23 protein-coding genes are annotated in these 26,266 nt (G+C 66.2%); 13 read left to right on the top strand and 10 right to left on the bottom strand.

Annotation, left to right across the window (positions count from 1 at the left end):
• Window positions 1-43: 43 nt before the first annotated feature.
• From BLW40_RS12030 to BLW40_RS12060, 7 genes are read left to right on the top strand one after another with little or no spacing between them, the layout of a single operon-like run.
• A complete protein-coding gene (locus BLW40_RS12030) occupies window positions 44-1,708 on the top strand; it encodes a hypothetical protein (RefSeq protein WP_074768889.1) in 1,665 nt (554 codons plus the stop codon).
• A 5-nt stretch (window positions 1,709-1,713) separates the two neighbouring features.
• Window positions 1,714-1,953 (top strand): hypothetical protein, encoded by a 240-nt coding sequence (locus tag BLW40_RS12035; RefSeq protein ID WP_074768891.1) that lies wholly within the window; start codon window positions 1,714-1,716, stop codon window positions 1,951-1,953.
• A 21-nt stretch (window positions 1,954-1,974) separates the two neighbouring features.
• Window positions 1,975-2,289 (top strand): hypothetical protein, encoded by a 315-nt coding sequence (locus BLW40_RS12040; RefSeq protein ID WP_074768893.1) that lies wholly within the window; start codon window positions 1,975-1,977, stop codon window positions 2,287-2,289.
• A complete protein-coding gene (terL, locus tag BLW40_RS12045; protein WP_074768895.1) occupies window positions 2,286-3,773 on the top strand; it encodes a phage terminase large subunit in 1,488 nt (495 codons plus the stop codon). The genes BLW40_RS12040 and terL overlap by 4 nt, the downstream gene beginning before the upstream one ends.
• Window positions 3,774-3,795: 22 nt before the next feature.
• Entirely contained in the window at window positions 3,796-4,095 is a 300-nt protein-coding gene (locus BLW40_RS12050) for a hypothetical protein (protein WP_021131349.1), read from the top strand.
• 11 nt (window positions 4,096-4,106) lie between these two features.
• Window positions 4,107-4,625 (top strand): 3TM-type holin, encoded by a 519-nt coding sequence (locus BLW40_RS12055; protein ID WP_074768897.1) that lies wholly within the window; start codon window positions 4,107-4,109, stop codon window positions 4,623-4,625.
• Window positions 4,626-4,653: 28 nt separating this feature from the next.
• Window positions 4,654-5,085, top strand: coding sequence for a hypothetical protein (locus BLW40_RS12060; protein ID WP_074768899.1), 432 nt, complete (start codon window positions 4,654-4,656; stop codon window positions 5,083-5,085).
• Window positions 5,086-5,232: 147 nt separating this feature from the next.
• Here BLW40_RS12060 and BLW40_RS12065 read toward each other — a convergent pair whose 3' ends face one another.
• The 9 genes from BLW40_RS12065 to fliF all read right to left on the bottom strand — a co-directional run bounded on the left by BLW40_RS12065 (window position 5,233) and on the right by fliF (window position 16,539).
• On the bottom strand, window positions 5,233-6,987 hold the full coding sequence (locus BLW40_RS12065) for a hypothetical protein (protein ID WP_074768901.1): 1,755 nt from the start codon (window positions 6,985-6,987) through the stop codon (window positions 5,233-5,235).
• Window positions 6,988-6,990: 3 nt separating this feature from the next.
• Window positions 6,991-7,788, bottom strand: coding sequence for a MinD/ParA family protein (locus BLW40_RS12070; protein ID WP_074768903.1), 798 nt, complete (start codon window positions 7,786-7,788; stop codon window positions 6,991-6,993).
• On the bottom strand, window positions 7,785-8,789 hold the full coding sequence (locus BLW40_RS12075; RefSeq protein ID WP_074768905.1) for a flagellar biosynthesis protein FlhF: 1,005 nt from the start codon (window positions 8,787-8,789) through the stop codon (window positions 7,785-7,787). Before BLW40_RS12075 ends, BLW40_RS12070 begins: the two co-directional genes overlap by 4 nt.
• A gap of 40 nt (window positions 8,790-8,829) precedes the next feature.
• Complete coding sequence (gene flhA, locus BLW40_RS12080) at window positions 8,830-10,944, bottom strand: flagellar biosynthesis protein FlhA (protein WP_074768907.1); 2,115 nt, start codon at window positions 10,942-10,944, stop codon at window positions 8,830-8,832.
• A gap of 12 nt (window positions 10,945-10,956) precedes the next feature.
• Complete coding sequence (flbD, locus tag BLW40_RS12085) at window positions 10,957-12,333, bottom strand: sigma-54-dependent transcriptional regulator FlbD (protein ID WP_074768909.1); 1,377 nt, start codon at window positions 12,331-12,333, stop codon at window positions 10,957-10,959.
• A gap of 29 nt (window positions 12,334-12,362) precedes the next feature.
• Entirely contained in the window at window positions 12,363-12,692 is a 330-nt protein-coding gene (gene fliN, locus BLW40_RS12090; protein ID WP_074768911.1) for a flagellar motor switch protein FliN, read from the bottom strand.
• Window positions 12,693-12,874: 182 nt separating this feature from the next.
• Window positions 12,875-13,585 (bottom strand): FliH/SctL family protein, encoded by a 711-nt coding sequence (locus tag BLW40_RS12095; protein ID WP_074768913.1) that lies wholly within the window; start codon window positions 13,583-13,585, stop codon window positions 12,875-12,877.
• 227 nt (window positions 13,586-13,812) lie between these two features.
• Window positions 13,813-14,832 (bottom strand): flagellar motor switch protein FliG, encoded by a 1,020-nt coding sequence (gene fliG / locus BLW40_RS12100; RefSeq protein ID WP_074768915.1) that lies wholly within the window; start codon window positions 14,830-14,832, stop codon window positions 13,813-13,815.
• 42 nt (window positions 14,833-14,874) lie between these two features.
• The gene (gene fliF / locus BLW40_RS12105) at window positions 14,875-16,539 is read right to left on the bottom strand and encodes a flagellar basal-body MS-ring/collar protein FliF (protein WP_074768917.1); all 1,665 of its coding nucleotides are present in this window, start codon (window positions 16,537-16,539) and stop codon (window positions 14,875-14,877) included.
• Between the two features lie 159 nt (window positions 16,540-16,698).
• Here fliF and BLW40_RS12110 point away from each other — a divergent pair, with 159 nt between their 5' ends.
• Window positions 16,699-18,198 (top strand): DnaJ domain-containing protein, encoded by a 1,500-nt coding sequence (locus BLW40_RS12110; RefSeq protein WP_074768919.1) that lies wholly within the window; start codon window positions 16,699-16,701, stop codon window positions 18,196-18,198.
• Window positions 18,199-18,388: 190 nt separating this feature from the next.
• Here the strand turns inward: BLW40_RS12110 and BLW40_RS12115 are convergent, their stop codons facing one another.
• Window positions 18,389-21,820, bottom strand: a complete 3,432-nt coding sequence (locus BLW40_RS12115) for an FAD-dependent oxidoreductase (protein WP_074768921.1) — start codon at window positions 21,818-21,820, stop codon at window positions 18,389-18,391.
• A gap of 110 nt (window positions 21,821-21,930) precedes the next feature.
• Between BLW40_RS12115 and BLW40_RS12120 the strand changes: the two genes are divergently transcribed.
• The 5 genes from BLW40_RS12120 (at window position 21,931) to sdhA (ending at window position 26,243) form a co-directional block, all read left to right on the top strand.
• Complete coding sequence (locus BLW40_RS12120) at window positions 21,931-22,680, top strand: hypothetical protein (RefSeq protein WP_074768923.1); 750 nt, start codon at window positions 21,931-21,933, stop codon at window positions 22,678-22,680.
• A gap of 3 nt (window positions 22,681-22,683) precedes the next feature.
• Window positions 22,684-23,502, top strand: coding sequence for a M23 family metallopeptidase (locus BLW40_RS12125; protein WP_074768925.1), 819 nt, complete (start codon window positions 22,684-22,686; stop codon window positions 23,500-23,502).
• A 176-nt stretch (window positions 23,503-23,678) separates the two neighbouring features.
• Window positions 23,679-24,056, top strand: coding sequence for a succinate dehydrogenase, cytochrome b556 subunit (gene sdhC / locus BLW40_RS12130; protein WP_074768927.1), 378 nt, complete (start codon window positions 23,679-23,681; stop codon window positions 24,054-24,056).
• 4 nt (window positions 24,057-24,060) lie between these two features.
• Window positions 24,061-24,453, top strand: coding sequence for a succinate dehydrogenase, hydrophobic membrane anchor protein (gene sdhD / locus BLW40_RS12135; protein ID WP_074768929.1), 393 nt, complete (start codon window positions 24,061-24,063; stop codon window positions 24,451-24,453).
• Between the two features lie 5 nt (window positions 24,454-24,458).
• A complete protein-coding gene (gene sdhA, locus BLW40_RS12140) occupies window positions 24,459-26,243 on the top strand; it encodes a succinate dehydrogenase flavoprotein subunit (RefSeq protein WP_074768931.1) in 1,785 nt (594 codons plus the stop codon).
• The last annotated feature ends 23 nt before the right edge of the window (window positions 26,244-26,266 follow it).

Raw genomic sequence — 26,266 nt, forward strand, 5'->3', positions numbered from 1 at the left:
TCCCCGTTTCAGACTTAAATCCTTGCTCAAGGAAGCAAACGCCATGACCGGACATATCCAGGTCGGCGATGTCGCGCCGCGCGTGCAATACGTCGCCAACGGCAGCCAGACCGTTTTTCCCTATCCCTTTCCGATTTTCACCGAAAGCGACCTCGACGTTTGGATCGGTGCCGCCCGTCTCGCCGCCGCAACCTATGTCGTCGCCGGGGCGGGAAGCTCCGAAGGGGGCTCCGTCACACTGACCGTCCCTCCGGCGAATGGAGCCATCGTCACCCTGCGCCGCCGTCTGACCCTGCGCCGCACCAGCGACTTTCACGATGACGGCATCATCCGCGCCAAAGTGGTCAACGATGAGTTCGACTATCAAACGATGTCGGTTCAGCAAGTCGCCGAAGAGGTCGAGCGCGCCGTTCGCCGCGCCCATACCAGCAGTTCGAATGCCGATCTGACCCTGCCCGATCCCGTGCCCGGTCGGGCGATCAAATGGAATGCGGCGGCCAGCGGGCTGGAGAATTCCGCGTTCGACGTCGATCAGGTGCTGGCCCAGGCGATGCGCGAGGCGGCCGAGGCCGAGGCCAGCGCGGCTTTGGCCTCGGTGTCGGCCGCGACCGCGACGGCGCGGGCGGCGGAAGCAACCAGCGCCGCCAGTACCGCCACCGCCGCCGCCGACCAGGCTGTTGCTCTGGTCGGGTTCACTATCGACACCGATCCCACCCTGGCCACTTCCAGCGACGAGAAGATCGCGACCCAGAAGGCGGTGCGGACCTATGTCGATACCACTGTCCCCGCGGCGCTGGACCCGGTGCGGGGGCAGATCGCGCTCACCAACCTGCGCCTGCTGCTCAACAGTTCGGTCGCCTCTGGGCTTCTGCTCGGCGGTCGTCAGTGGGAACTGGCGACGGACGAATGGGCCGCCGGGTCGAGCGGCGCGTCCCTGACCGTCGCGACGCCGAATTATTACACCAATCTGGCTTCGATCGCCGAAAGCACATCCGCCCTTCTGCACACCGGCGGCTGGAGCGGAAGCACATGGATCAACCTCAACACAAAGCTTCCGAACGCGACGCTGGTGACCAGTCTTCGTTTCTATCTTGACTGTGCCGATACCGGAGCAGTGGCAAAGATCGTCAAGCGCAATAGCGCTGGCAATTACGATGTGGTGTTCAGTAGTGCCCTCACCTATGTGGCTCCGGGGTGGAATTCTCTTGCCACCGCATTCTCTGTGCCTGCCACCGGGAATTACTATATCGGCCTTTACCATACGGCTTCTTATAGCTGCTATCTTATCGTGCCTCGTGCCCACTATATAGGCAATGCTGCCGCTGGCGCAGGCCTGACGATGTCAGAAGGGGACGGTGATGGCGCTGTTCCTGTTGGGTACACCGCGTTGCGCGGCATGACGCTGCTGTCTCCCCCGCTCGCCACCGCTACCGTCCCGTCCCATGCCTCGCTCTATGCCCTGTATCGCGACGACAGCGGGACGGCCACGCTCGGCGCCGATCTGGCCGTCGAGATCAGCCGCGACGGCGGGGCCAGTTATACGAATGCGACGATTGTCCCCCTGGCCACCTATGACGGCTCTTACGCCCTGATCCGCGCCCGCGCCGATCTGAGCGGACAACCGGCCGGAACGTCGCTGGTGGCTCGCATCAAGACCGACCCCTTCAAGGCCCAGCGGATCGCCGCTCCGGCCCTTTACGCGGAGTGAGCGCGATGACCTCGTGGATTGATTCCCTGATTGCCACCATCACGGCCGAACTGGATTCGCAGAGCCTTGACCCGGCCGACGTTGCCTATGCGACCAAGCGGCGGATGGCCTACGACATCCGCTGGCCGACCCGTCGCCAGATGGAAGCCCACCTTGACGCCGCCACCGGCAACCCCGCGACGCTTGAGGCGATGAAGGAAGAGTTCGCCCAGATCAAGGCCCATTCCTATTTCGCCAAGCCCTAAGACCCTTTTCAGGAGAACACGATGGCCGAGGATCTTGCCGGTTTGCGCCGGCAGCTCGCCCAGACTCTGCCCGATCGCATCAGGGCGGCGATCGGCGGATACGAAACCTTTGCCGCGACCGTCCCGCCCGACGATGCCAAGGGCTTTGCCGCCTGGCATGCCGCCGCCAAGGCGGCGCTGGCCCATGCCGATGCGTTGGTCAAGCTGGCCCGCTGGGCCGAGGGCGGGGCCGCCGCCAGCGACGAGACGGAGGGACTGGACGGCGTGCTGGCCCGTGCCCGTGCCGTTCTGGCCGGGCTGGAGGATGAGGATGGGGACAGCGGAGACGACCAATGACCGCCGTCGATTTTCCCGAATTCGTTCTGGTGTGGAACGAGCGTCAGGGCTTGGGGACACCGCGTCATCAGATCCGGATGGCGCGGTGGCTGGCCGAACGCCGCTATTGGAACGACCGCGACCTGTTGTTGATGGCGTTTCGTTCCAGCGGCAAATCGACCGTGGTCGGGCTGTATTGCGCCTGGCTGCTGCGGACCGATCCCAACCTTAGAATCATGGTGCTGGCCGCTGATCTGGCGCTCGCCAAGAAGATGGTCCGCAACGTCAAGCGGATCGTCGAGCGCCACCCGCTGACCCAGGGGTTAAAGCCGAAACGACGCGACCAATGGGCCGCCGATCAGTTCACCGTCAACCGGCCGGGCGAGTTGCGCGACCCGTCGATGGTCGCGCGCGGGATCGGGGCCAACATCACCGGCTCACGTGCGGAGATGGTGATCTGCGACGATGTCGAGGTGCCCAACACCTGCGACACCGCGCCGAAGCGGGCCGATCTGCGTGAGCGGCTGGCCGAGATTGATTACGTGATGGTGCCGGGGGGAACCCAGCTTTACGTCGGCACCCCGCACAGTTTCTACACGATCTATGCCGAGACCGCCCGGCTGGAGGCGGGCGAGACCCGTCCTTTTCTCGACGGCTTTTCTCGTCTGGAAATCCCGCTGGTCGATCCGGCCGGGCGCAGCGCCTGGCCCGAGCGCTTTCCTCTCGACCGGATCGCGCAATTGCGTAAACGCTCGGGCCCGAACAAGTTCGACAGCCAGATGATGTTGCGCCCGGTCAACATCGCCGATGGCAGGCTCGATCCCGACCGGCTGCGGCTGTACGACGACGATCTGGTCTATGCCGAGGGTAACGGCGTGCCGCTGCTGACCTTGGCGGGGAAACGGATGGTGTCGGCCGCCTGCTGGTGGGACCCGGCCTATGGGGCTCCCGGCAAGGGCGATGCCTCGGTGGTCGCGGCGGTCTTCACCGATGACGAGGGCGGCTATTGGCTGCACCGGGTCCGCTATCTCGAACACGATCCGGCGCGGTGCGACGATACCGACGAGGCCAGCCAGCTCTGTCGGCAGGTCGCCGCCTTTGCCGCCGAACTGCATTTGCCCGCGGTGCAGTTGGAGACCAACGGGCTGGGCCGCTTCCTGCCCGGTCTGCTGCGGCGCGAGATCGCCCGGTCGGGCCTGTCTTGCGCGGTGATCGAGGCCGCCTCGACCCGGGCCAAGGATCAGCGGATCGTCGATGCCTTCGACGCGGTGCTGGCCGCCGGAGCCCTGCACGCTCACCGCAGCGTGTGGGACACCCCCTTCATCGCCGAGATGCGGGAATGGCGGCCGGGCGGCAAGGGCCGCGATGACGGGCTGGATGCCGTCGCCGGATGCCTGCTGTCCCAGCCGGTGCGGCTGGGACGACGGCGCAGCAGCACTCCGTCCCGCGCCGATTGGCGACCCGGCGGCGGCGTGCTGAAAGCCCACACCGATTTTGAATTGTGAGGATTGAAGGAGCGCCGTTGCAATGGACCATGCCTTTCTCGACCCCGGCTGGTGGGTCACCGCGATCGAACTGCCCGCTCTGGGGGCGATGGCGCTGTTGCTGTGGCGGGCGCGCCAGGAGTGGGACAGCCGAATCGACGAGCTTGAACGCCGCTTCGATCTCGGCCTCGGCCAGATGCGGGAAGCCCTGGCCGCCTACAAGCTGGAGGTGGCGAAAAGTTATGCCACCACCGGCTATCTGAAGGATGTCGAACGCCGTCTGACCGAACATCTGGTGCGGATCGAAGCCAAGCTGGACGCGGTCCAGACCGGCCAAAGATAGGAGGAAATCCGATGGACCCGATCTCGATTGCCCTGGGCCTCGCCCAATTTGTTCCTGGTTTGATCCGGTGGGTCAGCGGGGACGACCAGTCGAAGGCAGCCAAGGTCGCCGAAACCGCGATCAGCGTTGCCCGCGAGGTGACCGGCAAGGATAGCGGCGAGGCCGCCCTGGCTGCGATCAAGGACGATCCCTCCCTGGCGCTCGCGCTGCAAAAAGCCTGGATGGTCCACGATCTCGCCCTGGCGCGGGAGGAAACCCGCCAATTGGCCGAGATCAACGCGACGATGCGGGTCGAGGCCGCCAGCACCGATCTTTACGTCCGGCGTTGGCGGCCGACCTTTGGCTATGCCGTCGCCTTGACCTGGACCGCGACGATGGGCGCGGTGTCGTGGGCGATCATCGCCCAGCCGGTTCAGGCCCCCACCATCATCGCCGCCTTGGTCAACACCTCGCCGATCTGGGGCATTGCCTTGGGCGTGCTGGGGGTGTCGGTGGTCAAGCGCTCGCAGGACAAGAAGAACAAGGTTTAAACCCGTGTCCCGAAAGGATCAGACCCCCATGTCCGGATTTTCCAACATCGTTCCCTCCGCTTTGTCGTTGGCGGGGGATGTCTCTCAATCTCAAAGCAGCGAAGACGCCGCCCAGGCGAGGGCGCAGCAGGTCGCCCTTCAAAACGATCTGATCGAATCCGACCGCCAGACCCAGGCGGCAGAGCGGCGCGATTTGCTCGCCCGCCAGCAAGCCAGCCAGCGGGCTCAATTGGCGGCCTGGGGTGTTGGCGGCGAGGGCGGCTCGTCCGACGCGCTGTTGAGCGGGCTGTCCCAGCGTAGCGACAGCGACCTTACCTCCCTCAACCGCAGCGCCGCGTTGCGGACGGCGCGCAATCGGGCCAGCCTGCTTGACGACGACGATAGCTCCAGCGCCTCGACGCTCAATCTGGCCAAGAGCGGCTATAAGGTGTTCAGCAGCTTTTACGACTGGATGGGATAGCTATCCTGGGGCACATACCAAGCTGCTCATTGCAGCTTGTAGGCCCAAGGGGCCGCGCGCCTTATGGCGCGGAAGGCAAGGGGGCGGAGGCCCCCGCCCGCCGCCTGAGGGCCAGCATGGATCGAGTCCGATCCATGCAGATGGATATCACACCATCAAACTGGTGGTGGTGGTGGCGGCCGGGCTGGGCGGCAGATCGACGAAGGCCCGCCCGGCCTGGAACGATACGCCCCCCTTGATCCCGGTCAGTTGGGCGCATTCGGCGAAGATTCCGGCGATGTCGCGGCAGATCGCGGTGTCGAGCGGTTGGCGGGTTCGCACGATCAGGTCGAACCGCTTGGTCTCGCGCAGCACCAGCCCGTCGAACTGAATCCGGCCCAACCGGCTCATCTCGATATCGAGAATGAAGCGCTTTTCGCCACCGCCGCCGCCGCGCCGCTGGTCGCTGTCCTCTGGCGAAGTCTGGACATGAAGCCGGATCGGGTCGATCTGGGCTCCGTTGAGGAACGGCATCGTCAGGGTCTGCCATTCCCCCGCCGGACCCTTGGGCTGCGCTGCTTCCTCGGCCAGGGACTTCATGTCGCCCAGCAGCCGGTCGGCCAGATCGTGCCGTCCGATCTTGTCCAGTCCGCGCTGGGTCGCTTCGCCTCCGGGCAAGCGGGAGTCACCGTTGCGGACCGCTGCCGCAAACCCGGCCAGCGCCGCCGCCAGGCGCGGCCCGGCCTGGGGCAACGCCTGCATCAGCGTATTGGCGGCCTGAAGATCGCTGCGGGCCAATTGGTCGATCGCTTCGGACATAGCGGGCCAGCCCCCGGTGCCCAAGCCCGGAGCCAACGGCGGCGGGGCCGGGGGCGGCGGCAGCGGCGGGCCAACCACTTCGAGCCGCACCGTTCCGCCGACCGGCAGCGCCAGACCCGAGGGCAAGGACAGCAGCCCGACCTCGGTCTGCACCAGCGCGCCGCCGCCCGGAACCGAATTGGTCAGCACCCGGCCGGTCAGGATCAGCGGCGCGGTGGGCGTCGGCGACGCGAGGGAAAGTCCGCTCCCTGCTCCTGGCGGGAGTCCGCCTCCCGTCGGGGCCAGGGCCGGATTGGCGGTGAGGAGGGACGGGGCGGCAGGCGCATTCCCACCGTCCGCCGGTCGCGCTTCGGCCAGACGCAGGGGAAGCTGGGTGCCGGGGGCGAGCGTGCTCCAGGCGGCGGGCAGGGTGCCGGGAGCGTTCGCGGTTGGCGGTGCTGCTCCGGCCGGGAGGCTCGGCGGGAAAGAGGCTGGGTTTTGACCGGGGGACAGCGGCGGTCCCGCTGACGGGAACGCTCCACTGGCTCCGCCCGGCTGTGGTGCCAGTCCCGGACGCAGCACAATCGCGGTCAGGCCGGGCAATCCGTCCGCCAGCAAACCCGGCGCAGGGGTGGAGGCGGTCAGACCGGCGGTGCCCGTCCCCGCACGTTGCCCCGCGATCCCTCCCGCAGACGACAACCCGCCGCCCGGATTTGGTGTCGGTTGCGCCAGCAGGAGGGGGGGCAGGCCGCCGCCGTTTGCCGTCGTCAGCGTCGCCGTCGGGGTGCCCGCCGTCGCGCGTCCGTTGACCGCCGCCAGCCGCAGCACGAAGCCGCCGCCGTTCTGTTGCTGGAACTGAAAGGTGAGGGCGGCACCGGGGCTGGCCGAAAATCCGGGCGGAATCTTCAGGTCGAGGAACGAGCCGTCGGGCAAAGCCAGTCTGGCCGTCGCGCGCGGCTGTCCCGAGGTGGAGACCAGGGTGGTCTCGATCGTCGTCACGCCCGCTTCCGCCAGCCGGGTCACCGCTTCGGCGGTTTCGGCAGTGGCCGGGCTCGTCACCACCGCCGGACTGGGCGACGAAGACGGGCTGGCCGATGTGGCGGACGGCAGGACGCTATCGACCATATCCTATCTCGTGCGGACCAGACGCTCGACAATCGCCTCGACGTCGGCGGCCGCCTCGGCATTGGGGGACCGGGTCATGATCGGGGTTTGGTTGCGGATCGCCTCGCGCACCTTGAGATCGCGGCGGATCACCCCGGCCAGCGGCGGCGAGATTTTCAGGAAGCCCTCGCACGCTTTTAGCAGGGTGTTGTAGATCCGCTCGCCCTCGCGGGTCGAGTTGGCCATGTTGACGACGACGCGCAGATCGCTGCCCGGTCGTTCCATGCAGGTGACCTTGATGAAGGCATAGGCGTCGGTCAGCGAGGTCGGCTCGTCGGTGGTCACCACCATGATCGTCCCGGCCGATTGCGAGAAGGTGCGGATCGACTTTTCCACCCCGGCCCCGAGATCGACCACCACCCGGTCATAGCCGCCCGCCAGCGTCACCAGATCGTCGCCCAGCATCTGGAGCCGCGACAGCGGGATGTTGGCCAGCGTGCCCGAGCCCGAGCGTCCGGCGATGACGTCGAACCCGCCCGCGTCAAAACTGACTGCCGCTTGATTAAGCGTCATCCGCCCGGCGACGACGCTGCCCAGATCGGTCTTTGGCATCAGGCCGAGTTGGATATCGACATTGGCCAGCCCAAGATCGCCGTCGAACAGCAGAACCTTTTGCCCGGCGCGGGCCAAAGCGTGCGACAGGGTGATGGCGAACCATGTCTTGCCCACCCCCCCCTTGCCCGAGGCGACGGCGATGATGTTGCGCCCCTTTGCCCGAACGGTCGGGCGTGGCGCGAGGGTGGGAGCGTCGGGCGTGCTCATGATGCGGATGCCTCGGTCCAGAAGGTTTCGTCTTGGGGGGGGGCGGCGGCGGGCGGCGGTGGCGGCATGATCAGCCGGGCCAGGGAAATCGCGGAGATCGGCGATAGACCCGACGCGACGTGCGGGCTGGCCGAGACGTCGCACAGGGCAAGCTGTCCCGCCTCGGCTCCGGCCAGGATCGCGCCCAGACGGCGGGTGGTGTCGAGCCGGGTGGCGAACAGCCGGGTCGCCCCGGTGGCGGCGAAGGATTCGGCCAGTTCGCCCGCCTCGATCGCGTCGCCGCCTGCGGCCAGTACCAGGATCGGTTCGACGTCGGCGGCTTCGATCAGGCTTTGCAGATAATCCATGTCGCTGGGTTTGAATGCGTTAAGGCCGGGCGAGTCGATCAGGGTCAGGTCGAACCGGCCCTGGGACTCTTCGACGGCGCGGGCCAGCGTGTCCGGTCCCCGCGCCCGCACCAGCTCGATTTCCAGGATCGACGTGAAGGCGGCCAGTTGCTCGACCGCCCCGGCGCGGATGTTGTCGCAGGTGATGACGCCGACGCGGCGCTGTTTCAACACCGAGCGGGCCGCCAGTTTGGCCACCGTGACGCTTTTGCCCACCCCGTTCGGCCCGACCAGCATGAACGGGCGCGGCGCGGAATGTTCGGGCAGGTGGGCAAAGGCGAACCCGGCTTCCAGCGCGGCGGCGCAGGCCAGAACCGGGTCGGAGATTTCGGCGGCGCGGGCGGCATTGACCAAACGGTCGATCAGGCGCGGCGGTGTGCCATGCTCGGTCAGCGCCGCCCGGATCGCGTCGGCGGCGGCCGAGCCGTCGCTTTCCCCCAGCATTTCGGCGACGGCAAGGTCGGCATCGGCGGATTCCAGCGCGGCGGTGATCCGCACCCCCTTGGTGCCCGCCGCCCGCTGGGTCGAGACGATGATGGCGTCGTCGCCCAGTTCCGAGCGGACCATCTCCATCGCTTCGGACATCGTTGCCGCGGTGAAGGATTTCAGCCGCATCGGCGTGTCCTTCGCGCCAGGGTCTTAGTCGGCGTCGTCATCATATCTGTCCCAGTGTCTTGATGCGGGCCTTGGGGTGAATCTCGGACTGCCCCATCACCACCGTCATCGGGCGGAACCGCTCGACGATCGAGCGGACATAGGGGCGCACCATCGGGCTGGTCAGCAGCACCGGGGTCTCGCCCTGCATCGCGAAGCGCTCGAAGGTCTGGCGGACCCGGCCGATGAAATCCTGCAATTGGGTCGGTGCCATCGAAATCTGCTTTTCCTCGCCCGCGCCGACCAGGGATTCGGCGAAGGCCTGTTCCCATTCCGGCGACAGGGTCACCAGCGGGATGAAGCCCTGCGGCCCGCAATTGGAATCGGAAATCTGACGGGCGAGACGCGAGCGGACATGCTCGGTGATCATCGTGATATTGCGGGTATGGCCGCAGGCTTCGGCGATGCCTTCGAGGATCGTCGGCAGATCGCGGATCGACACCCGCTCGCCCAGCAGGTTTTGCAGCACGCGTTGCAGTCCGCCGACCGTCATCTGGCTGGGGACCAGTTCGGCCACCAGCTTCTGCTGCTCCTTGTCGAGATCGTCGAGCAGCTTCTGCGTCTCGGCGTGGCTGAGCAGTTCGGGCATGTTGTCCTTGACCACTTCGGTCAAGTGAGTGGTGATCACCGTTGGCGGATCGACGACGGTATAGCCGCGGAACAGCGCCTCTTCCCGCGCCGCCGGGTCGATCCACATCGCGGGAAGGCCAAAGGTCGGCTCGCGGGTCTTTTCGCCGGGCAACGAGATATCCTCGCCGCGCGGGTCCATGATCAGCAGCATGTTGGGGCGCAGATCGCCCCGCCCGGCCTCGACTTCCTTGATGTGGACGACATAGGTGTTGGCCGGAAGCTGCATGTTGTCCTGGATGCGGACGCTGGGCATCACGAAGCCCATTTCGGCGGCGACGGCGCGGCGCAGCGACTTGATCTGATCGGTCAGACGCTGGCCCTTGGGGTTGTTGATCAACTGGAGCAGCCCATAGCCCAGTTCCAGCCGGATCAAATCGATCTTGAGCGCGGTCGAGATCGGTTCCTCGGGCACCGGGGCCTGTTGCAGCGCCTGCTCGGCCTGAACCTGAACCTCCTCGTCGGCCTTGGCGCGCTTGCGCCGGTCGAGATAGAACGCCGCCACGCCCATCCCGCCGCCCAGCACGGCGAAGGGCAGGAACGGCATCCCCGGCACCAGCGCCATCATCATCATCAGACCCGCCGCCATGCCGACGGCGCGGGGATAGCCCGCCAACTGGGCGAACAGGGCTTGATCGACTGATTCCTGAATGCCCGCCTTGGTCACCAGCATACCGGCGGCAACCGAGACGATCAGGGCGGGAACCTGGGTGACCAGACCGTCGCCGACGGTCAGCTTGGTATAAATGTCGGCGGCCTGGGCAAAGGTCAGCCCGTTCTGGGCCATCCCGATCACCATCCCGGCGATGACGTTGATCGCGGTGATCAGCAGACCGGCGACGGCGTCGCCCCGGACGAATTTCGACGCACCGTCCATCGCGCCGAAGAAGGCGGATTCCTGCTCCAGTTCGGACCGGCGTTTGCGCGCCGTCGGCTCGTCGCACAGCCCGGCCGACAGATCGGCGTCGATCGCCATCTGCTTGCCCGGCATCGCGTCGAGGGTGAAGCGGGCCGCCACTTCGGCGATACGGGTCGAGCCCTTGGTGATGACGACGAAATTGACGATCACCAGAATGGCAAAGACGATAATGCCGATGACGAAATTGCCGCTCATGATGAAGCTGGAGAAGGCGGCGATGACCTGACCGGCGCCTTCGACCCCTTCATGGCCGTGCGAGAGAATCAGCCGGGTCGAGGCCAGATTCAATGCCAGTCGGATCAGGGTGGTGATCAGCAGAACCGTCGGAAAGGCGCTGAATTGCAGCGGCTTCTCGATGAAGATCGCCACCATCAGAATCAGAACCGAAATCGTGATCGACAGCGACAGACCGACGTCAAGCGCCCAGGCCGGTAGCGGCAGGATCAAGACGGTCAGGATCAGCATGACGCCAGCGGCCAAGGCGACGTCGCCTCGCCGCATCGCTGCGCCTAACCGGCCGAATGCCTGCCGTGTCGCCAGGGTTCCGCTTCCCGCGTCGCCTTCGGCCATCGTCTACAATCCTTAAATCGCGGCGCGGTCGGGTTCGCCGCCCGCAGGCGGCGGCACCGCAACGCCGTCATCGGCATATTGCTTCAGCTTGTTGCGCAGCGTCCGGATCGAGATGCCCAGAATGTTGGCGGCATGGGTCCGGTTGCCGAGATAGGCGTTCAGCGTGTCGAGGATCAGGTCGCGCTCGACCTCGGCGACGGTCTTGCCGACCAGCCCGGTCGGACTGCCCGCCGTTACCGATGCCGCCGCGACGGCGGCCTGGGCCACCACCGGATCGGGATTGGTCCCGACCGCTCCCCCCGACAGCAAGATCGCCTCGGCCCCGATCTCGGGGCCTTGGGCCAGCAGCACGGCGCGGTGCATGCAGTTTTCCAGTTCGCGGACATTACCGCGCCAGGAATGGCGGATCAGCATCTGCCGCCCCTCGGCCGACAGGGCGCGGGCGGGCAGGCCGTTGGCCTCGCTGTAGCGCTTGATGAAGTGGTCGGCCAGCACGCTGATGTCGAGCGGACGTTCGCGCAGGGCGGGCAAGGCCAGGGTGACGACGTTCAAGCGGTAATAGAGATCTTCGCGGAAGGTGCCCTTGCGCACTTCCTCTTCCATATTGCGGTTCGAGGTGGCGAGGATGCGGACATCGACCTTCACCGGCTGGCTGCCGCCGACGCGGTCGATTTCCTTTTCCTGAAGCACACGCAGCAGCTTCGATTGCAGCCGCACGTCCATTTCGGAGATTTCGTCGAGCAGCAGGGTGCCGCCGTTGGCTTCCTCGAACTTGCCGATCCGCCGCGCCACCGCGCCGGTGAACGCGCCCTTTTCATGGCCGAACAATTCGGATTCCAGCAGGTTTTCCGGAATTGCGGCGCAATTGACCGCGACGAAGCGTTTGTCGGTGCGGCGGCTTTTCTTATGGATGAAGCGGGCGACCAGTTCCTTACCGGTGCCGGATTCGCCGGTAATCATGATCGAGGCGTCGGAATTGGCCACCTGCTCGGCCAGCTTCAACGTCTGGGACATCCGCGGGTCTTTGAAGACGATGTTGTGGCTTTCCTGGGTCACCGCCGCGATCACCGCCGCGATCAGTTCGGCATCAGGCGGCAGCGGGATGTATTCCTTCGCCCCCGCCTTGATCGCCCGTACCGCCGCCGAGGCGTCCGAGGCGATGCCGCACGCCACCACCGGCACGACGATCCGTTCCGCTTCCAGCGAATCGATCAGGGTGCGGATGTCGCATTTGACGTCGATCATCACCAGATCGGCCCCTTGGCCGCGCAGTTCCTCCAGCCCCGCCTCCAGGGTGACGACATGGCGGACCTTGGCCCCTCGCGCCATCGCGATCTGGCTGGCGGCTCCGATCTGCCCGTCCAGGGTGCCGATGATGAGAAGTCGCATCTGGTAACTCTCCCTCGCCAGGTCGCCGGTCAGGCGCGGTCGGTCTTGATGATTTCCGTCATGGTCACGCCCAGGCGGTCCTCGACCACCACCACTTCGCCGCGCGCCACCAGACGGTTGTTGACATAGATATCAATCGCCTCGCCGACCTTGCGGTCCAGTTCGACCACCGCCCCGCGTCCCAGCTTCAGCAATTGGTTGACCTGCATCGTCGACTTCCCCAGCACCGCCGAGACCTGCACCGGGATGTCGTACACCGCTTCCAGATCGCGGGCCGAACGCGGGCTGTCGGGCACGTCGCCACGTTGTTGCTGGTCGTCGCCCTCGGACTTCAGATCGTTCAACTCGAAATCAGGCATGCTGTCCTCCGCATCCGGCCGCTGGCCGGGAAGCTTTTATCGTCGCCCTCAATCGCCGGGCGCTCGTTCCACTCGCTTGGCTCTCGCGCCATGGGGCGCGGGCGCTGTTCGCGCCACTCGCTACGCTCGGGATCAACGCCCTTGATCGCCGGGCGCGACCTCCGGTCGCTTGGCACCGCGTCTCAACTCTCGGCATCGGCGGCCTCCGAATTCCGTTCCGGCGGGGCCAGCGCCCGCTCGACCGCCGCCTCGATGTCGGCGATCAGGCGGACCTGATCGCGTTCGGCGCCGCCGTCGGTCCATTCGACCCGGCAATCGCCGGGGGGAAGCCGGGGGTCGGCCTGAACCACCACGCGCCCCTCGAATCCATGCTGCGATGCCTGGGCTTCCAGCCGCTCGCGCACCGGATCGACCAGATCGGGGACAACGCGGACGATGATCCGGGGCTCGTCAAGCACATTGGAAAAGCAATCGAGGACGGTGCGGATCACCTCTTCGAAAGCGTTGGCTTCGCAAGCTGCGGGCAGCACCTTGCGCAGCACCGCCATCGCCACCCGGGCGGCGACCCGCTGGGCTTCGTCGGCCGAACGGGCCTCGGCCTCCGTCAGGGCGGCGAAGCCGCTGGCCAGCAATGTTACCGCATCGGCCAGTTGCCGTTCCGTCGCTTGCGTCGCTTCGTCCAACCCGCGGCGGCGTCCTTCCTCGAAGGCGGAGTCGCGCACCAGCTGCAAATCCTCCTCGGAGAAGGTCGGCGGCGGCGGGGCGGCTTCGACCGGGGGCGGGGCAGGGGCGGGAGTCGCCGGTTCGGCGTCCTTCGCCGCCGCGCCACGCGACCGCGTCCCACCGCCGGGCGGGTCGAAATCGAGGTCGAACATGTACTTTCGATAGGCCATTCGTTTCACTGTCCCTCAAGCGCCGGGCGCTCATTCCATTCGCTTGGCTTTCGCGCCATGAGGCGCGGGCGCTGTTCGCGCCAGTCGCTGACGCTCCGTCTCTTCACTGTCCCTCAGTCGCCGGGCGCGACCTCCGGTCGCTTGGCTTTCGCGCCATGAGGCGCGGGCGCTCAATGCGCATAGTCGCGTTGCTCCGTAGTCACAGTCCCTCAAGCGCCGGGCGCTCGTTAATAGACCAGTTCGTCTTCTTCGCGGCCTTCCGAAATCACGATCTGGTTCGAGGCGGCCAGTTCCTTGGCCATTACGACGATGGCCGACTGGGCCTGATCGACGTCGCGCAGGCGGACCGGCCCCAACGCCTCCATGTCTTCCTTCAGCATCTTGCCGGCGCGTTCGGACATGTTCTTGAAGAACAGTTCCTTGACCGCCTCGGCCCCGCCCTTCAGCGCGATCGCCAGCTTGTCCTTTTCGACCGAGCGCAGCAGCACCTGGATACCGGCGGAATCGATCCGGATCAGGTCGTCGAAGGTGAACATCAGCGCCTTGATCTTTTCCGCGCTCTCGCGGTTGCGCTCTTCGAGTGCGCTCATGAAGCGGTTTTCGGTGTTGCGGTCGAGGTTGTTGAAGATGTCGGCCATCAATTCATGCGAATCGCGCCGCTGGGTCCGGGCGAGGTTGGTCATGAATTCGGTGCGCAGAGTCTTTTCGACGCCGTCCAGCACTTCCTTTTGCACCGCCTCCATCCGCAACATACGCATGATCACTTCCATCGCGAAATTCTCGGGCAGCACGCCCAGCACCCGCGAGGCGTGGTCGGCCTTGATCTTCGACAGCACCACCGCCACCGTCTGGGGGTACTCGTTCTTCAGATAATTGGCCAGCACCTGCTCGCTGACATTGCCCAGCTTGTCCCACATCGTGCGACCGGCGGGACCGCGGATTTCGTCCATGATCGAACTGACGCGGTCGCGCGGCAGCGCCTTCATCAGCAGCCGCTCGGTGGTGTCGAACGAACCGGTCAGCGAGCCGGTCGAAGACAGCGCATCGGCGAATTCGACGAACACCCGTTCGACCAGATTGGCCGACACCGTGCCCAGGCTGGCCATGATCTGGGACAGTTCCTTGATCTCGTCGTCGCCCATCATGCTGAACAGCTTGGCCGAATGCTCCTCGTTCAGCGACAGCATGAACATCGCCGCCTTCTGCGGGCCGGTCAGGCTGCGGTAATCTTCCTTCATGCGGGCCATGGATGGGGCGCTCCGTTAGAACATGTCCGGTCGCGGACCGGGTCAGCTTTCCTGGTAAAGCCAGCTGCGGATGATCGACAGCGCTTCTTCGGGGTGTTTCTCGACGATTTCGCCGATCTTGCGGATCGACGACGCCTTGACCCGACCTTCGACCTTGTCGATGTCGATCAGTTCGTCGGCGATCACTTCCTCTTCCTCGCCCAGGCCAGGGGCGGCCAGGGCGACCGCGCCGGGACCGGTCAATTGCGGCATCCCGCCGCCCTCGGCGGTCAGCAGGCGGCGACCGTCGGGACCGACCTGACCCTGCATCGATTCGATGGCGCGGCTGATCAGCGGACGCAGCACCAGCAGCAGGAACAAGATGGCGACGATCGACAGACCGAGGTTCGAGGCGATCTTTTCGACGAAATCGCGGCGCATGCCAAAGATGAACTCGCCCGGATCCTCGATCTGGTCGAGTTCCTCGCCTTTGTAGAACGCCATCGACGCGACCTTGACCTGATCCTCGCGATCCTTCGAGAAACCGATCGCCGATTTGACCAGCGCCTCGATCTGGGCCATCTCTTCCGGGGTGCGGTCGCGATAGGTGGTCTGTTTGCCGTCGGCCGATTTCTCGCGGACACCATCGACCAGCACGGCGGCCGAGACCTTGCGGACCTCGCCGATCTCGCGGACGGTGTTCTTGGTCTTTTTCGAGATCTCGTAATTGACGGTTTCCTGGTTCTTGCTCGACTTGCTCGACGAGCGCAGGTTGCCGTTGGCGCTGGCGTTGGGATCGGGCAGGTTCTGCTGAACCGTGACCGGGGTCGGCTCGGTGTCCTGGCTCTGCTCGCCTTCGTTGATGGTGACCTGCGAGCGGACCACCTTGGTTTCGGGGTCGAACGATTCCTCGGTGGTGACGGCCCGGCTCATGTCCATCTCGACCGTGACCTCGGCGCGGACCCGGCCGGGGCCAAGCGAGCGTTCGAGCAGATCCTCGATGGTTTTGACCATCCGCGCCTCATAATTCAGCCGCATTTCCTCGGCAGTCTGGGCGAGATAGTCCTGATTGTTCTCGAACCCCTTGGCGAGCAGGGTGCCCTTGTCATCGACGATCGAGATTCGCGACGGTTTCATCTTGGGGACGGCGGCGGCGATCAGATGCTGGATCGCCAGAACCTGTCCCTTTTCCAGTCGCTGGTTGCCCTGCATCTTCAAGATGACCGAGGCCGACGGCTCCTGGGTGTCGCGGGAAAACGCCTCGCGCTTGGGCAGGACAAGGTGGACGCGGGCGGCCTTGACCTTGTCGATCGAGCGGATCGTCTTGGCCAGTTCGCCTTCCATCGCCCGAACCATCGTCATGTTCTGCTGGAAGCTGGTGGTGCCGAACGCGTCTTGCTTGTCGAACAGTTCGTATCCGGCCATCCGGCCGCCGCTGGGCAGCGCCTGTTCGGCCATCCGCACCCGCAGGTCGAGCTTGCGGTCTTTCGGCACCCAGACTTCGGTGCCGTCCTTCCGCAATTCATAGGGAACCTTCTCGGTGGTCAGCCGTTCGATGATCTGCTTCGAATCCGCCAGATCGAGATCGCCATAGAGCAATTCCATCTGCGGCGCGGCGACGCGGCTCATCAGATAGATGAAAAACCCCAGCACGCTGATGCCGACGCCAGCGATGGCGGCCAGACGCATCGGCCCCAGGCCGCGCAGCATTTGCAGAAATGCGTTCACATCGACTCCATCACACCAAGGAGACCCGCCTGGGGCAGGCTAGGCCCTGGCCGCTGAAAAGAAAGTTAACATCACCCGGCAAATCTTGCCCACTCCCCCCGTTTTTTTCCGGCACGCCCGTTGCTAGACATTTCAACCGGTTCCGGAGCAAAATCGACAATGACCACGATGGCACGCGATCCGAAAGGCTATTACGCGGTTCTGGGGCTCGACCCCGAGGCCGATGCGGAGGCGATTCGCGCCGCCTATCGGCAGCGGGTCAAGGTGGTTCACCCCGATCGCGACCCCTCGACCCGGGCGCGCGAGGAATTCCGCCGTCTGATGGAAGCCTATGCCGTGCTGAAGGACGTGATCCGCCGGGCCGAATATGATGGCGTCGCTCCCGCCGAGGCCGGGGGCGAGAGCGATTTCACTCCGATGCCGGTCGCCTGCGGGACCTGTGGCAGCCTGACCGCCCAACCCCGCTATGTCGTGTTCCGCACCGTCCGCTCCTATCTGATCTGGGCAAAACTGGGTCGTCTGGACGGAATTTTCTGCCGGGATTGTGCCGATCATGCCGCCGCCAGGGCCTCGATCGTGTCGTGGCTGTGGGGGTGGTGGTCGTTGCCCGGCCTGATTCTGACCCCGTTCGCCCTGCTGGCCAATCTGTTCGGCGGTTCGAAGCCCCGGCGCGAGAACACCCGCATCCTGCTGCGTCAGGCCCGCGCCTTCCTCGGGCGGGGCGACCTTGTCCTGGCCCGCTCGCTGGCCGAGCAGGCCGCGACCTTCGCCCGTGGCCCCGATGACCGCGCCCGTGTCGCCGCCCTGCTGCGGGCCACCGATGGCGCCGTCAGCGGCCATCACCGCCGCCTGAAAAGCCGCTGGCGGCCCGGCGGGCGGGTGTTTCTGGCCCAGGCTCTGCCGCTGCTGGCCCTGCCGGTGACGATTGCGATCTTCGTGCTGATCGCGATCCGGCCGTGGGATCAGCCGGTTTCGACCGTCGCGCCGATTGCGGTCCATCCGGCGACGGTGGGAGAAATCCGCCACGTCGCTGTCGATGGCTTAAAGCTGCGGATGGCACCGCTGCCGGGTGCGCCGGTGCTGACCCTGCTCGACCGCTTCACCACCGTCGAGGTCAACGCCGCCACCGCCAGTCCCGACTGGGTCGGCGTCCGCACTCCCGCCGGGATCGAGGGCTATGTCGAGACCCGCGCCCTCTATGCCGGGTCGGGATCGCGGTTCAAAACCGAATGGTGCTCGGACAATCGCGGCGCTCCGCCCACCGCCGGTGAAATTCTGTCGCGCCGGGTCAGCGGCGACCATCGCCTGCTGGTCCATAATGACGGCCGCCGCGACGGCGTGGTCAAGCTGAAGACCCTGGCGGGCAGCACCGTCTTGTCGGTCTATGTCCCCGCCACCTTCCATATCGGCGTCGGCGGCATTCCCGACGGCACCTATCGGATCGAATACGCCACCGGAACCCGCTATTCGCGCGGCTGCGCCCTGTTCATCGACGAGATGCAGGCCTCGGTGCTGCCGATGACCGTCACCTTCCATTACCAATCGCCGACGGCGACCCGCTCGTTGACCAACATCGCCGAGGTGTGGTTGTCGCCGCAATCCGGGACCGTTCCCCGGCCGCTGCCGTTGCCGCCCGACCGCTTCGCCGCCGACGATTAGATTGGGGGCGATATAGCTCCGCTTCGCGGCAGGGTGACCACCCTGACCCGTTCGGAGGCCAACGCCTCCAAACCTCCAATTTCTTTATTATTTTCAATTATTTAAAAATCAGGAGGGGTCGGGAGGCTGGCCTCCCGATTAGGGGATCGGGGGCGAAAGCCCCCGAAGCGAGACGGGCGGGAAGGGGGGGCTATCGCAACCCCGCTTGTTTCAAGCACAGATCGGTCCAGGCCCGGCCCAGCCGTTCTGACGCCGAATTCTGCGCCAGCCGGTCGTTGAGGCTTTCGAAATCGACCCGGTCGAGCGGCTGGTCCTGATCGGCGCAGGTGAAGACGAAGCGGACCTCGCCGGTGTCGGGATCGCTGTGGCGTTGCAGGCACTGGGCGCAGATTTCCTTCAGCATGCATTGCATCGGCGCGTTGATCGAGCCGATCCCGGTATGGCCGCGCTTCAGCCAGGGGGCCAGCCGGTCGTGGCGGGCCTGGGCCACTGCCGCCATCATCTTGTCCGATCCGATCACGATGACGCGATCGACCGAGGACAGGGCGATTGATGTTTCGCCCAGATCGCCCCGTCCATAGGCTTCGATTGCATCGACGATGGTGCCGACGAAACTTAAATCTTCCGCTCGTCCCACCGGCAAGGGATCGCCGGAATCGACGCACCACACCACTTTGTCGGCGGCGGCTTCGATCTCGGCCTGCTTGAAGCGGTCGGTGGCCTTTTTATATCCGGCGAAATACAGCACTTTCGATCCGGCGGCGCGGAAGGCGGTGCCGATCGAGAACAGCACGGCATTGCCGAGGCCGCCGCCCGCCAGCAGCACCGTTTCGGTGCCGCAGACATGGGTCGGCGCGCCGGTCGGCCCCATCAGCACCACCGGCTCGCCGGGGCGCAAGGAAGCGACCAGATCGGACGAGCCGCCCATCTCCAGCACCACCATGCCGACCAGTCCGGCCTTGGCATCGACCCAGGCTCCAGTCAGCGCCAGCCCTTCCATCGCCAGCCGACCGGCGACGGGATGGCCGTCGGGCCGTTCGTAATTTTGCAGGCGGAAGAACTGACCGGGGCGGAAGGCACGGGCGGCGGCGGGGGCGTGGACCACCAGTTCGACGATGGTGGGGGTCAGCCGGGTGACGGCATGGACGGTCGGACGCAGATCGGCATCGAGCCGGGCGAACAGATCGGCGGGGGTGACGCTGGGGGCGGGCAGGCGGCGCATCGCCTCGGTCACCAGCGGATAGCCCTGCTTGGCCGACGCCATCGCCGAGACGACGTTCCCGGCATAAGAGGGGTGGAGGTCGCCAAAGAAGCTGACCCGGCCCTCGCGGCCTTCGACCCGCATCAGCACCGCCGGAACCGCCGGTTTGGGGCTGTGATCGGGGGTAACGTCGTTGCCGTCGGGATCGATTGCCTGGAAATAACGGCCGTCGAGGGCAAAGCCATCGAATTCGCGGGCCAGGGCGGTGTTGGGGACGGTGCCCGCCGCCATCAGCACGGTGCGGGCGGGAACGAAGTGGCTGTTGCCCGCGCCGTCGCGGACGGAGAGCCCCCGTGCCGCGCCGGTCTCGTCGGTCTCGACCGCCAGCGGAGTCAGGTGTTCGGCAAAGCGGATGCCTTCGTCGAGGGCATGAACCACTTCGTCGCGATTGCGCCAAGCCGGGCTGTCGGCCAGTCCGCGCCGGTACAGCACCGTCGCGCCGCCCCAGCTTTGCAGCAACTCCAGCAGCCGGGGAGCGCGTCCTTCCGCCGCCGCCGCCGCCCGTTCGGCGCGGAGGGTGCGGGCGTGGGCGATGAATTCGTCGGCGATGGCGCGGTCCAGTCCGGGCCACGCGTCGAGGACCGAGTCTCCCGTGCCCGCCGCGTTCAGCGCTTCGACCCGGGTCAGGAACTTCTCGACCTGGACCGGGTAATAGGCCAACGCCTCGGTGGCGGAATCGATCGCGGTCAAGCCGCCGCCGATCACCGCGACCGGCAGGCGCACTTGCAGATTGGCCAGACTGGCGGCGCGGGCGGCCCCGGTCAGTTGCAGCGTCATCAGGAAGTCCGAGGCCAGCCGTACCCCGCGCGCCAGTCCGCCCGGCAGGTCGGGCAGGGTGGGGCGCCCCGCTCCCATCGCCAGGGCGACATGGTCGAAGCCCATCGCCAGGGCGCTGTCGAGGGTGATCGCGCCGCCAAAGCGGACCCCGCCATAAAGGGCGAAGCCGCTGCGCCGCTCCAGCAACAGCCGGATCAGATCGAGGAAATTCTTGTCCCAGCGGACGGTGATGCCGTATTCGGCGACGCCGCCGAACCCGCCCGGACTCCGCTCGCCCAGGCGGTGCCACAAGGCGCGGATGTCGTGGACCGGCTGGAACGGCACCCGGCGCCCGTCGGGGGCGATCCCGGACAAAGCGGGGTCGAGCGGCTCGATCTTCAGCCCGTCGATCGCGACGACGGTGTGACCGTCCTGGAGCAGGTGGTGGGCCAGGGTATAGCCCGCCGGACCCAGTCCGACCACCAGCACGGCCCGCCCGCTGGCCGGGCGGGGCAGCGACCGGGCCAGATTGAGCGGGTTCCACCGCGTCAGCAGCGCATAAATCTCGAAGCCCCACGGCAGGTCGAGCACGTCGCGCAGGGCTCGGGTCTCGGCCGCGGGGGTATCGACCGGGTCGCGACCCTGTTTGCCGTAGATGCAGGCCTCCATGCAGGCGTTGCAGATGCGATGTCCCGTCCCGGCCACCATCGGATTATCGACGACGATCACCGCCAGCGCCGCCAGCGCCAGACCGGCGCGCTTGACCTCGTGCAACTCCGAAATCTTCTGATCGAGCGGGCAGCCCGAGCGAGCGGTTCCGCCGATCTCGATCCCCGACCGGCAGGAATCCCGGCCCTGGTGATGGCAGCCGATGCAGTAATGGGTTTGGTCCAGCGCCTGGGCCAGGCTCGCGCCGGGATCGCTGAGGTCGAAGCCGTCGCGCTGGCGCCAGGATTGGGGGGGCGCTTCCCAGGTCGGGCAGCCGCTTTGGTCGATCAGACGCGCCGACGCCGGGGCCTTGGGGTCGCGCTTGCCGGGCAGGCGGAACAGAATGCTGTCGGAATGGGGCGTCCGGGCGGTTTCGGCCAGCTTCGCCGCCGCCAGCCGCACCGCCAAGGCCAGATCGTCGCCATGGGCGGCCTCGTCGTCCATCCAGGCCAGCACCGAGCGGGCAAAGCCAAGCTCGCTGAACGGTTCCCCGGCGCGGGACTCGTATTCTGCGGTCAGGGTGCCTAAATCCAGCGTAGCGGCCTCTTCGGCGGGGAGGGCGCGGGCGGCGCGGCGCTGGACGAACTGGCGCTTGGCCGTAAACAGCGGGGCCAGGGCATGGTGGGCTTCGGCGAGGCTTGTGGCTGCGGCGCGGATGCCAAACAGACCGGTCAGGAAATCGTCAAGATGGGGGGATAGCGCCAGGATCAGGGCGGATTCGGCGGCGCGGTCGGGCGGTGCGGCGCGGGCGGCGGTCAAACGGTCGGCCAGTCCGGGATCGGCCCGCGTCAGCAGGTCGAGAAAGGAGCGGTCGATCCGGTTCAGTCCGTCGGGGGTGGAGAGGTCGGCGAATGCGAGACCGCATCCCAACGGAGGCAACGATACGTCCGAAGTCATATTAACTCCTGCCAAGGCCGTTGGCCGGTTCAAAGTAACACCTCGTTAACCAACGACTGTCACTTTCGAGGGTGGGGAAGGGCTGTGACCGTCATAGATGGATACTCTCCGTGCCGATTCCAGCCTCGGCCGAGGAGCAGGAAGCCCTGCTCCAGGCGATTGTTAAGAAATTACCCTCGATTGAGGATCCCGACCGCCTGCGCGAAGCGACCGAAGCCGCGCTGTCTCTGCTGTTGCGTCGTCCCACCGATCGCGGTTTGCGGGCTCACCTGACCTTGCGCGTCGCGGCGATTGTCGATGGGATCGACCGGGCCAAGCCCGCCGAGCGCGAGGCGATGATGCGCGATGCCGCCCGCGACTGTTTGGGCGTCCTGCACTCCGCCCGCGACCGCCGAGTGTCCCGTCCGCCCGAACGGGAGAAATCTCCCGCGTCCTTGCGCTCTCCGGCGGCCCGGCGTGCCCGCCACCGCGCCCAGGCCGGCTATGCCGTCGCGATTGCCGGGGGGGTGACAGTGATGGTCGGGGGGCTGCTGTGGGTCATGGCGTTGCGTCCGTCTCCCCCTCCGGTGATGGCCGAACCCGCCCGTCTGGTTGAACAGATAACCGCTGTCGCTCAGGGCGAGGTGATGGCCACCCATGTCTTCGGCGGCGCGATCCGCCTGACGATGCGGGGCGATCTGCCGGTGGTGGTTGCCGAGGCGGTGCCGCCCCGCGCCTGCGCCGCCGCCGGGTGGGCGCTGGTCCGCAAGGGATTGCTGACGATCAACGGCATTACTCCCAGTCGCGCCTCGGCTGCCCGCATCACCGATTTGTGCAATCATGGCGAGGGCGATGCCACCATCCAATGGATGCCGAAATAAGTCATGATCCGTCTCGTTATCCTGATTGTTGTTCTGGCGCTCTCCGGTCCGGGTCCGGCCTGGGCCGGGGCGAGTCTTGAGGGCCGCGCCGAACAGGGCGGTCTGCTGCTGGGACGAACCGAACCGGGGGCAGAGGTCCGGCTCGATGGCAAGGCGGTGCCGGTCGATCCAACCGGCCGCTTTCTGATCGGTTTTGGCCGCGATCAAGGCCCCGAGGCGGTTCTGGAGAGTCGCTCTCCCGATGGCGCAACCGAAACCCGGACCCTGGCCGTCGCGCCCCGGGCCTGGATCGAACAGCGGATCGAGGGGCTGCCCCAGGCCAAGGCCAAGCCCGATCCGGTGGCTCAGGCCCGCATCCGCGCCGAGTCGGCGATGGTGGCCGCCCTGCGCGCACGGGTCAGCCTCGATGACGGCTTCGCGGCCGGTCTGCTCCGTCCCGCCGATGGTCCGGTCTCGGGCGTGTTCGGCAGTCGTCGAGTCTATAACGGAAATCCCGGCGCGCCCCATTCCGGCCTCGACATCGCCGCGCCGCTGGGGGCTCCGGTCCGCGCCGCCGCCGCCGGAACCGTCATCCTCGCCGCGCCCGATCTGTTCCTGACCGGGCGGACCGTGATGGTCGATCACGGGATTGGCCTGATCACCAGCTATGCACATTTGTCGCGGATCGACGTCGCCGAAGGGGAGCATGTTGCCGCCGGTCAATCGCTCGGCGCGATCGGCGCGTCGGGTCTCGCCACCGGTCCCCACCTCCATTTCGGGGTGTCGTGGCAGGACCGTCGCCTCGATCCGGAAACCGTGCTGGCGGTTCTGCCGGGGCGGTAGGGCAGCCAACCAACCTCTTCGGGTAGGTCACCCCTCCTCGCTGGGGTGGGAAGTCCTGCCGGAAAGTGTGGTTAGCGTCGTTGACTTGTCCGACGCAAGTGGATAAACAATTTCCCCATTGTCGCTCGGGGCCGGCTCCGGCTCCAGGGATTCTCCGCCATTCTGGGGCTCATGCCATGACGAAGCGCGATCGGCCGCTTTCCCCTCATCTTCAGATCTACAAGATGCCGTTCACCGCGGTCCTGTCGATCAGCCACCGCATCACCGGCGTGGTGATGGCGGTCGGTACGCTGGTACTGGCTTATTGGCTGATTTCGGCCGCTTATGGCCCCGACGCCTATGCCACCGCCCAGGCGGTGCTGGGGTCGGTTCCCGGACGGCTTTTGCTGTTCGGCTGGTCGGTGGCGCTGTTCTACCACCTCTGTAACGGCATCCGGCACATGTTCTGGGACGCCGGGATGGGGTTCGAGATCCGCGACGCCGTCAAGTCGGGTTACATCACTGTCGGTGCCGCCCTGGCCCTGACGATTCTGGCGTGGGCTATCGGAGTTTAAGAACATGGGATCGGACGTCAAACTCAGATCGGCCCTGGGCCGCGCCCGTGGCCTCGGCTCCGCCCGCGAAGGCGTCGGCCATTTCTATGCCCAGCGCGCCACCGCGATCGGGATGATCCCGCTGTCGCTGTGGTTCGTGATCTCGGTGATCGGGCTGACCCACGCCGATTACGCCACCCTGCTCGACTGGGTGGGCCAGCCGCTTAACGCCACCTTGTTGTCGCTGACCGTGCTGACGGCGATGTATCACGCCCAGCTTGGGGTCGAAGTGGTGATCGCCGACTATGTCCATGGCGAGACGCTGAAATTCACCTTGTTGACCGCCTCGACGATGGCCGCCTTCCTGCTGGGCGCCGCGATGGTGGTTTCGATCCTGAAAGTCGCTGTCGGAGTCTGAAGCCCATGCCCGCCTACAAAATCATCGACCATACCTACGACGTGGTGGTCGTCGGCGCCGGCGGTGCCGGTCTTCGCGCTACCATGGGAATGGGCCAGGCCGGCTTCCGCACCGCCTGTATCACCAAGGTGTTCCCCACCCGCTCGCACACTGTCGCGGCCCAGGGCGGCATCGGTGCCGCTCTCGGCAACATGGCCGACGACAATTGGAAGTGGCACATGTACGACACCGTCAAGGGGTCGGACTGGCTGGGCGACCAGGATGCCATCGAATATATGTGCCGCGAGGCGGTCCCCGCCGTGCACGAACTGGAACATTTCGGTGTTCCGTTCTCCCGCACTCCCGAGGGCAAGATCTATCAGCGCCCGTTCGGCGGCCACATGTCGAATTACGGCGAGAAGCCGGTGCAGCGTGCCTGCGCCGCCGCCGACCGTACCGGCCATGCCATTTTGCACACGCTGTATCAGCAGTGTCTGAAGCATTCCTGCCAGTTCTTTGTCGAATATTTCGCCCTTGATCTGATCATGGACGAAGACGGCTCCTGCCGCGGCGTGATGGCGTGGAATCTCGACGACGGCACCCTGCATCGCTTCCGCGCCCACAAGGTGGTGTTGGCGACCGGCGGCTATGGCCGCGCCTATTTCTCCTGCACCTCGGCCCACACCTGCACCGGCGACGGTCATGGTCTGGTTGCCCGTGCCGGTCTGCCGCTCCAGGACATGGAATTCGTTCAGTTCCACCCGACCGGCATCTATGGCTCGGGCTGCCTGATCACCGAGGGTGCCCGTGGCGAAGGCGGTTACCTGACCAACTCGGCCGGCGAGCGCTTCATGGAGCGCTATGCTCCCACCGCCAAGGATCTGGCGTCCCGCGACGTCGTCAGCCGGGCGATGACCGTCGAAATCCGCGAAGGTCGCGGCGTCGGCAAGGAAAACGACCACATCTTCCTGCATCTGGAACATCTGGGGGCCGAGACTCTCGACCTGCGTCTGCCCGGCATCTCCGAGACCGCGAAGATTTTCGCCGGTGTCGATGTCACCCGCGAGCCGATCCCGGTGCTGCCGACCGTCCATTACAACATGGGCGGCATTCCGACCAACATTCACGGCGAAGTGCTGCGTCCGACCGAGACCGATCCGGATGCGACCGTTCCCGGCCTAATGGCGATCGGTGAAGCGGCCTGCGTCTCGGTTCATGGCGCCAACCGTCTCGGCACCAACTCGCTGCTCGACATCGTCGTGTTCGGCCGCGCCGCCGCTGTCCACACCGCCGAGACCTTAAAGCCCTCCAGCGCCCACAAGTCGCTGCCGAAGGGCGCGGGCGATCAGGCGGTGGCCCGCTTCGACCGGCTGCGCAACGCCAACGGCTCGCTGACCACCTCGGAAATCCGGCTGGCGATGCAAAAGACGATGCAGAACGACGCCGCCGTCTTCCGCACCGCCAAGACCCTGGCCGAGGGCGTCGATAAGATGAACGAGGTTGCCGCCTCGTTGTCGCAGATCAAGACCCACGACCGCTCGACGGTGTGGAACTCCGATCTGGTCGAGGCGCTGGAGCTGGAAAATCTGATGGATTGCGCCCAGGCGACGATCGTGTCGGCCGAAGCCCGCCACGAAAGCCGCGGTGCCCACGCCCACGAGGATTATCCCGAGCGCGATGACACGACGTGGCTGAAGCACACCCTGGCCTGGGTCGAGAACGGCAAGGTGCAGCTGGATTACCGTCCGGTCCACACCTATACGCTGACCGACGAGGTCGAGTATATCAAGCCGCAGAAGCGCGTGTACTGACGGCACAGGGAAGGAGATACGGA

It is taken from the genome of Magnetospirillum fulvum (genome assembly GCF_900108475.1).
Classification (GTDB): Bacteria; Pseudomonadota; Alphaproteobacteria; order Rhodospirillales; family Magnetospirillaceae; genus Phaeospirillum; species Phaeospirillum fulvum_A.

What these genes read in the sequence shown, in the direction of transcription:
- flhA (WP_074768907.1), bottom strand. Translation starts at nt 10,944, where the DNA reads ATGGCCGAAGGCGACGCGGGAAGCGGAACCCTGGCGACACGGCAGGCA.
- BLW40_RS12055 (WP_074768897.1), top strand. Translation starts at nt 4,107, where the DNA reads ATGGACCCGATCTCGATTGCCCTGGGCCTCGCCCAATTTGTTCCTGGT.
- BLW40_RS12070 (WP_074768903.1), bottom strand. Translation starts at nt 7,788, where the DNA reads ATGAGCACGCCCGACGCTCCCACCCTCGCGCCACGCCCGACCGTTCGG.
- BLW40_RS12060 (WP_074768899.1), top strand. Translation starts at nt 4,654, where the DNA reads ATGTCCGGATTTTCCAACATCGTTCCCTCCGCTTTGTCGTTGGCGGGG.
- BLW40_RS12095 (WP_074768913.1), bottom strand. Translation starts at nt 13,585, where the DNA reads ATGGCCTATCGAAAGTACATGTTCGACCTCGATTTCGACCCGCCCGGC.
- BLW40_RS12040 (WP_074768893.1), top strand. Translation starts at nt 1,975, where the DNA reads ATGGCCGAGGATCTTGCCGGTTTGCGCCGGCAGCTCGCCCAGACTCTG.
- BLW40_RS12075 (WP_074768905.1), bottom strand. Translation starts at nt 8,789, where the DNA reads ATGCGGCTGAAATCCTTCACCGCGGCAACGATGTCCGAAGCGATGGAG.
- sdhA (WP_074768931.1), top strand. Translation starts at nt 24,459, where the DNA reads ATGCCCGCCTACAAAATCATCGACCATACCTACGACGTGGTGGTCGTC.
- BLW40_RS12115 (WP_074768921.1), bottom strand. Translation starts at nt 21,820, where the DNA reads ATGACTTCGGACGTATCGTTGCCTCCGTTGGGATGCGGTCTCGCATTC.
- flbD (WP_074768909.1), bottom strand. Translation starts at nt 12,333, where the DNA reads ATGCGACTTCTCATCATCGGCACCCTGGACGGGCAGATCGGAGCCGCC.
- sdhD (WP_074768929.1), top strand. Translation starts at nt 24,061, where the DNA reads ATGGGATCGGACGTCAAACTCAGATCGGCCCTGGGCCGCGCCCGTGGC.
- BLW40_RS12125 (WP_074768925.1), top strand. Translation starts at nt 22,684, where the DNA reads ATGATCCGTCTCGTTATCCTGATTGTTGTTCTGGCGCTCTCCGGTCCG.
- BLW40_RS12050 (WP_021131349.1), top strand. Translation starts at nt 3,796, where the DNA reads ATGGACCATGCCTTTCTCGACCCCGGCTGGTGGGTCACCGCGATCGAA.
- BLW40_RS12065 (WP_074768901.1), bottom strand. Translation starts at nt 6,987, where the DNA reads ATGGTCGATAGCGTCCTGCCGTCCGCCACATCGGCCAGCCCGTCTTCG.
- fliG (WP_074768915.1), bottom strand. Translation starts at nt 14,832, where the DNA reads ATGGCCCGCATGAAGGAAGATTACCGCAGCCTGACCGGCCCGCAGAAG.
- fliN (WP_074768911.1), bottom strand. Translation starts at nt 12,692, where the DNA reads ATGCCTGATTTCGAGTTGAACGATCTGAAGTCCGAGGGCGACGACCAG.
- sdhC (WP_074768927.1), top strand. Translation starts at nt 23,679, where the DNA reads ATGACGAAGCGCGATCGGCCGCTTTCCCCTCATCTTCAGATCTACAAG.
- BLW40_RS12035 (WP_074768891.1), top strand. Translation starts at nt 1,714, where the DNA reads ATGACCTCGTGGATTGATTCCCTGATTGCCACCATCACGGCCGAACTG.
- BLW40_RS12110 (WP_074768919.1), top strand. Translation starts at nt 16,699, where the DNA reads ATGACCACGATGGCACGCGATCCGAAAGGCTATTACGCGGTTCTGGGG.
- terL (WP_074768895.1), top strand. Translation starts at nt 2,286, where the DNA reads ATGACCGCCGTCGATTTTCCCGAATTCGTTCTGGTGTGGAACGAGCGT.
- BLW40_RS12030 (WP_074768889.1), top strand. Translation starts at nt 44, where the DNA reads ATGACCGGACATATCCAGGTCGGCGATGTCGCGCCGCGCGTGCAATAC.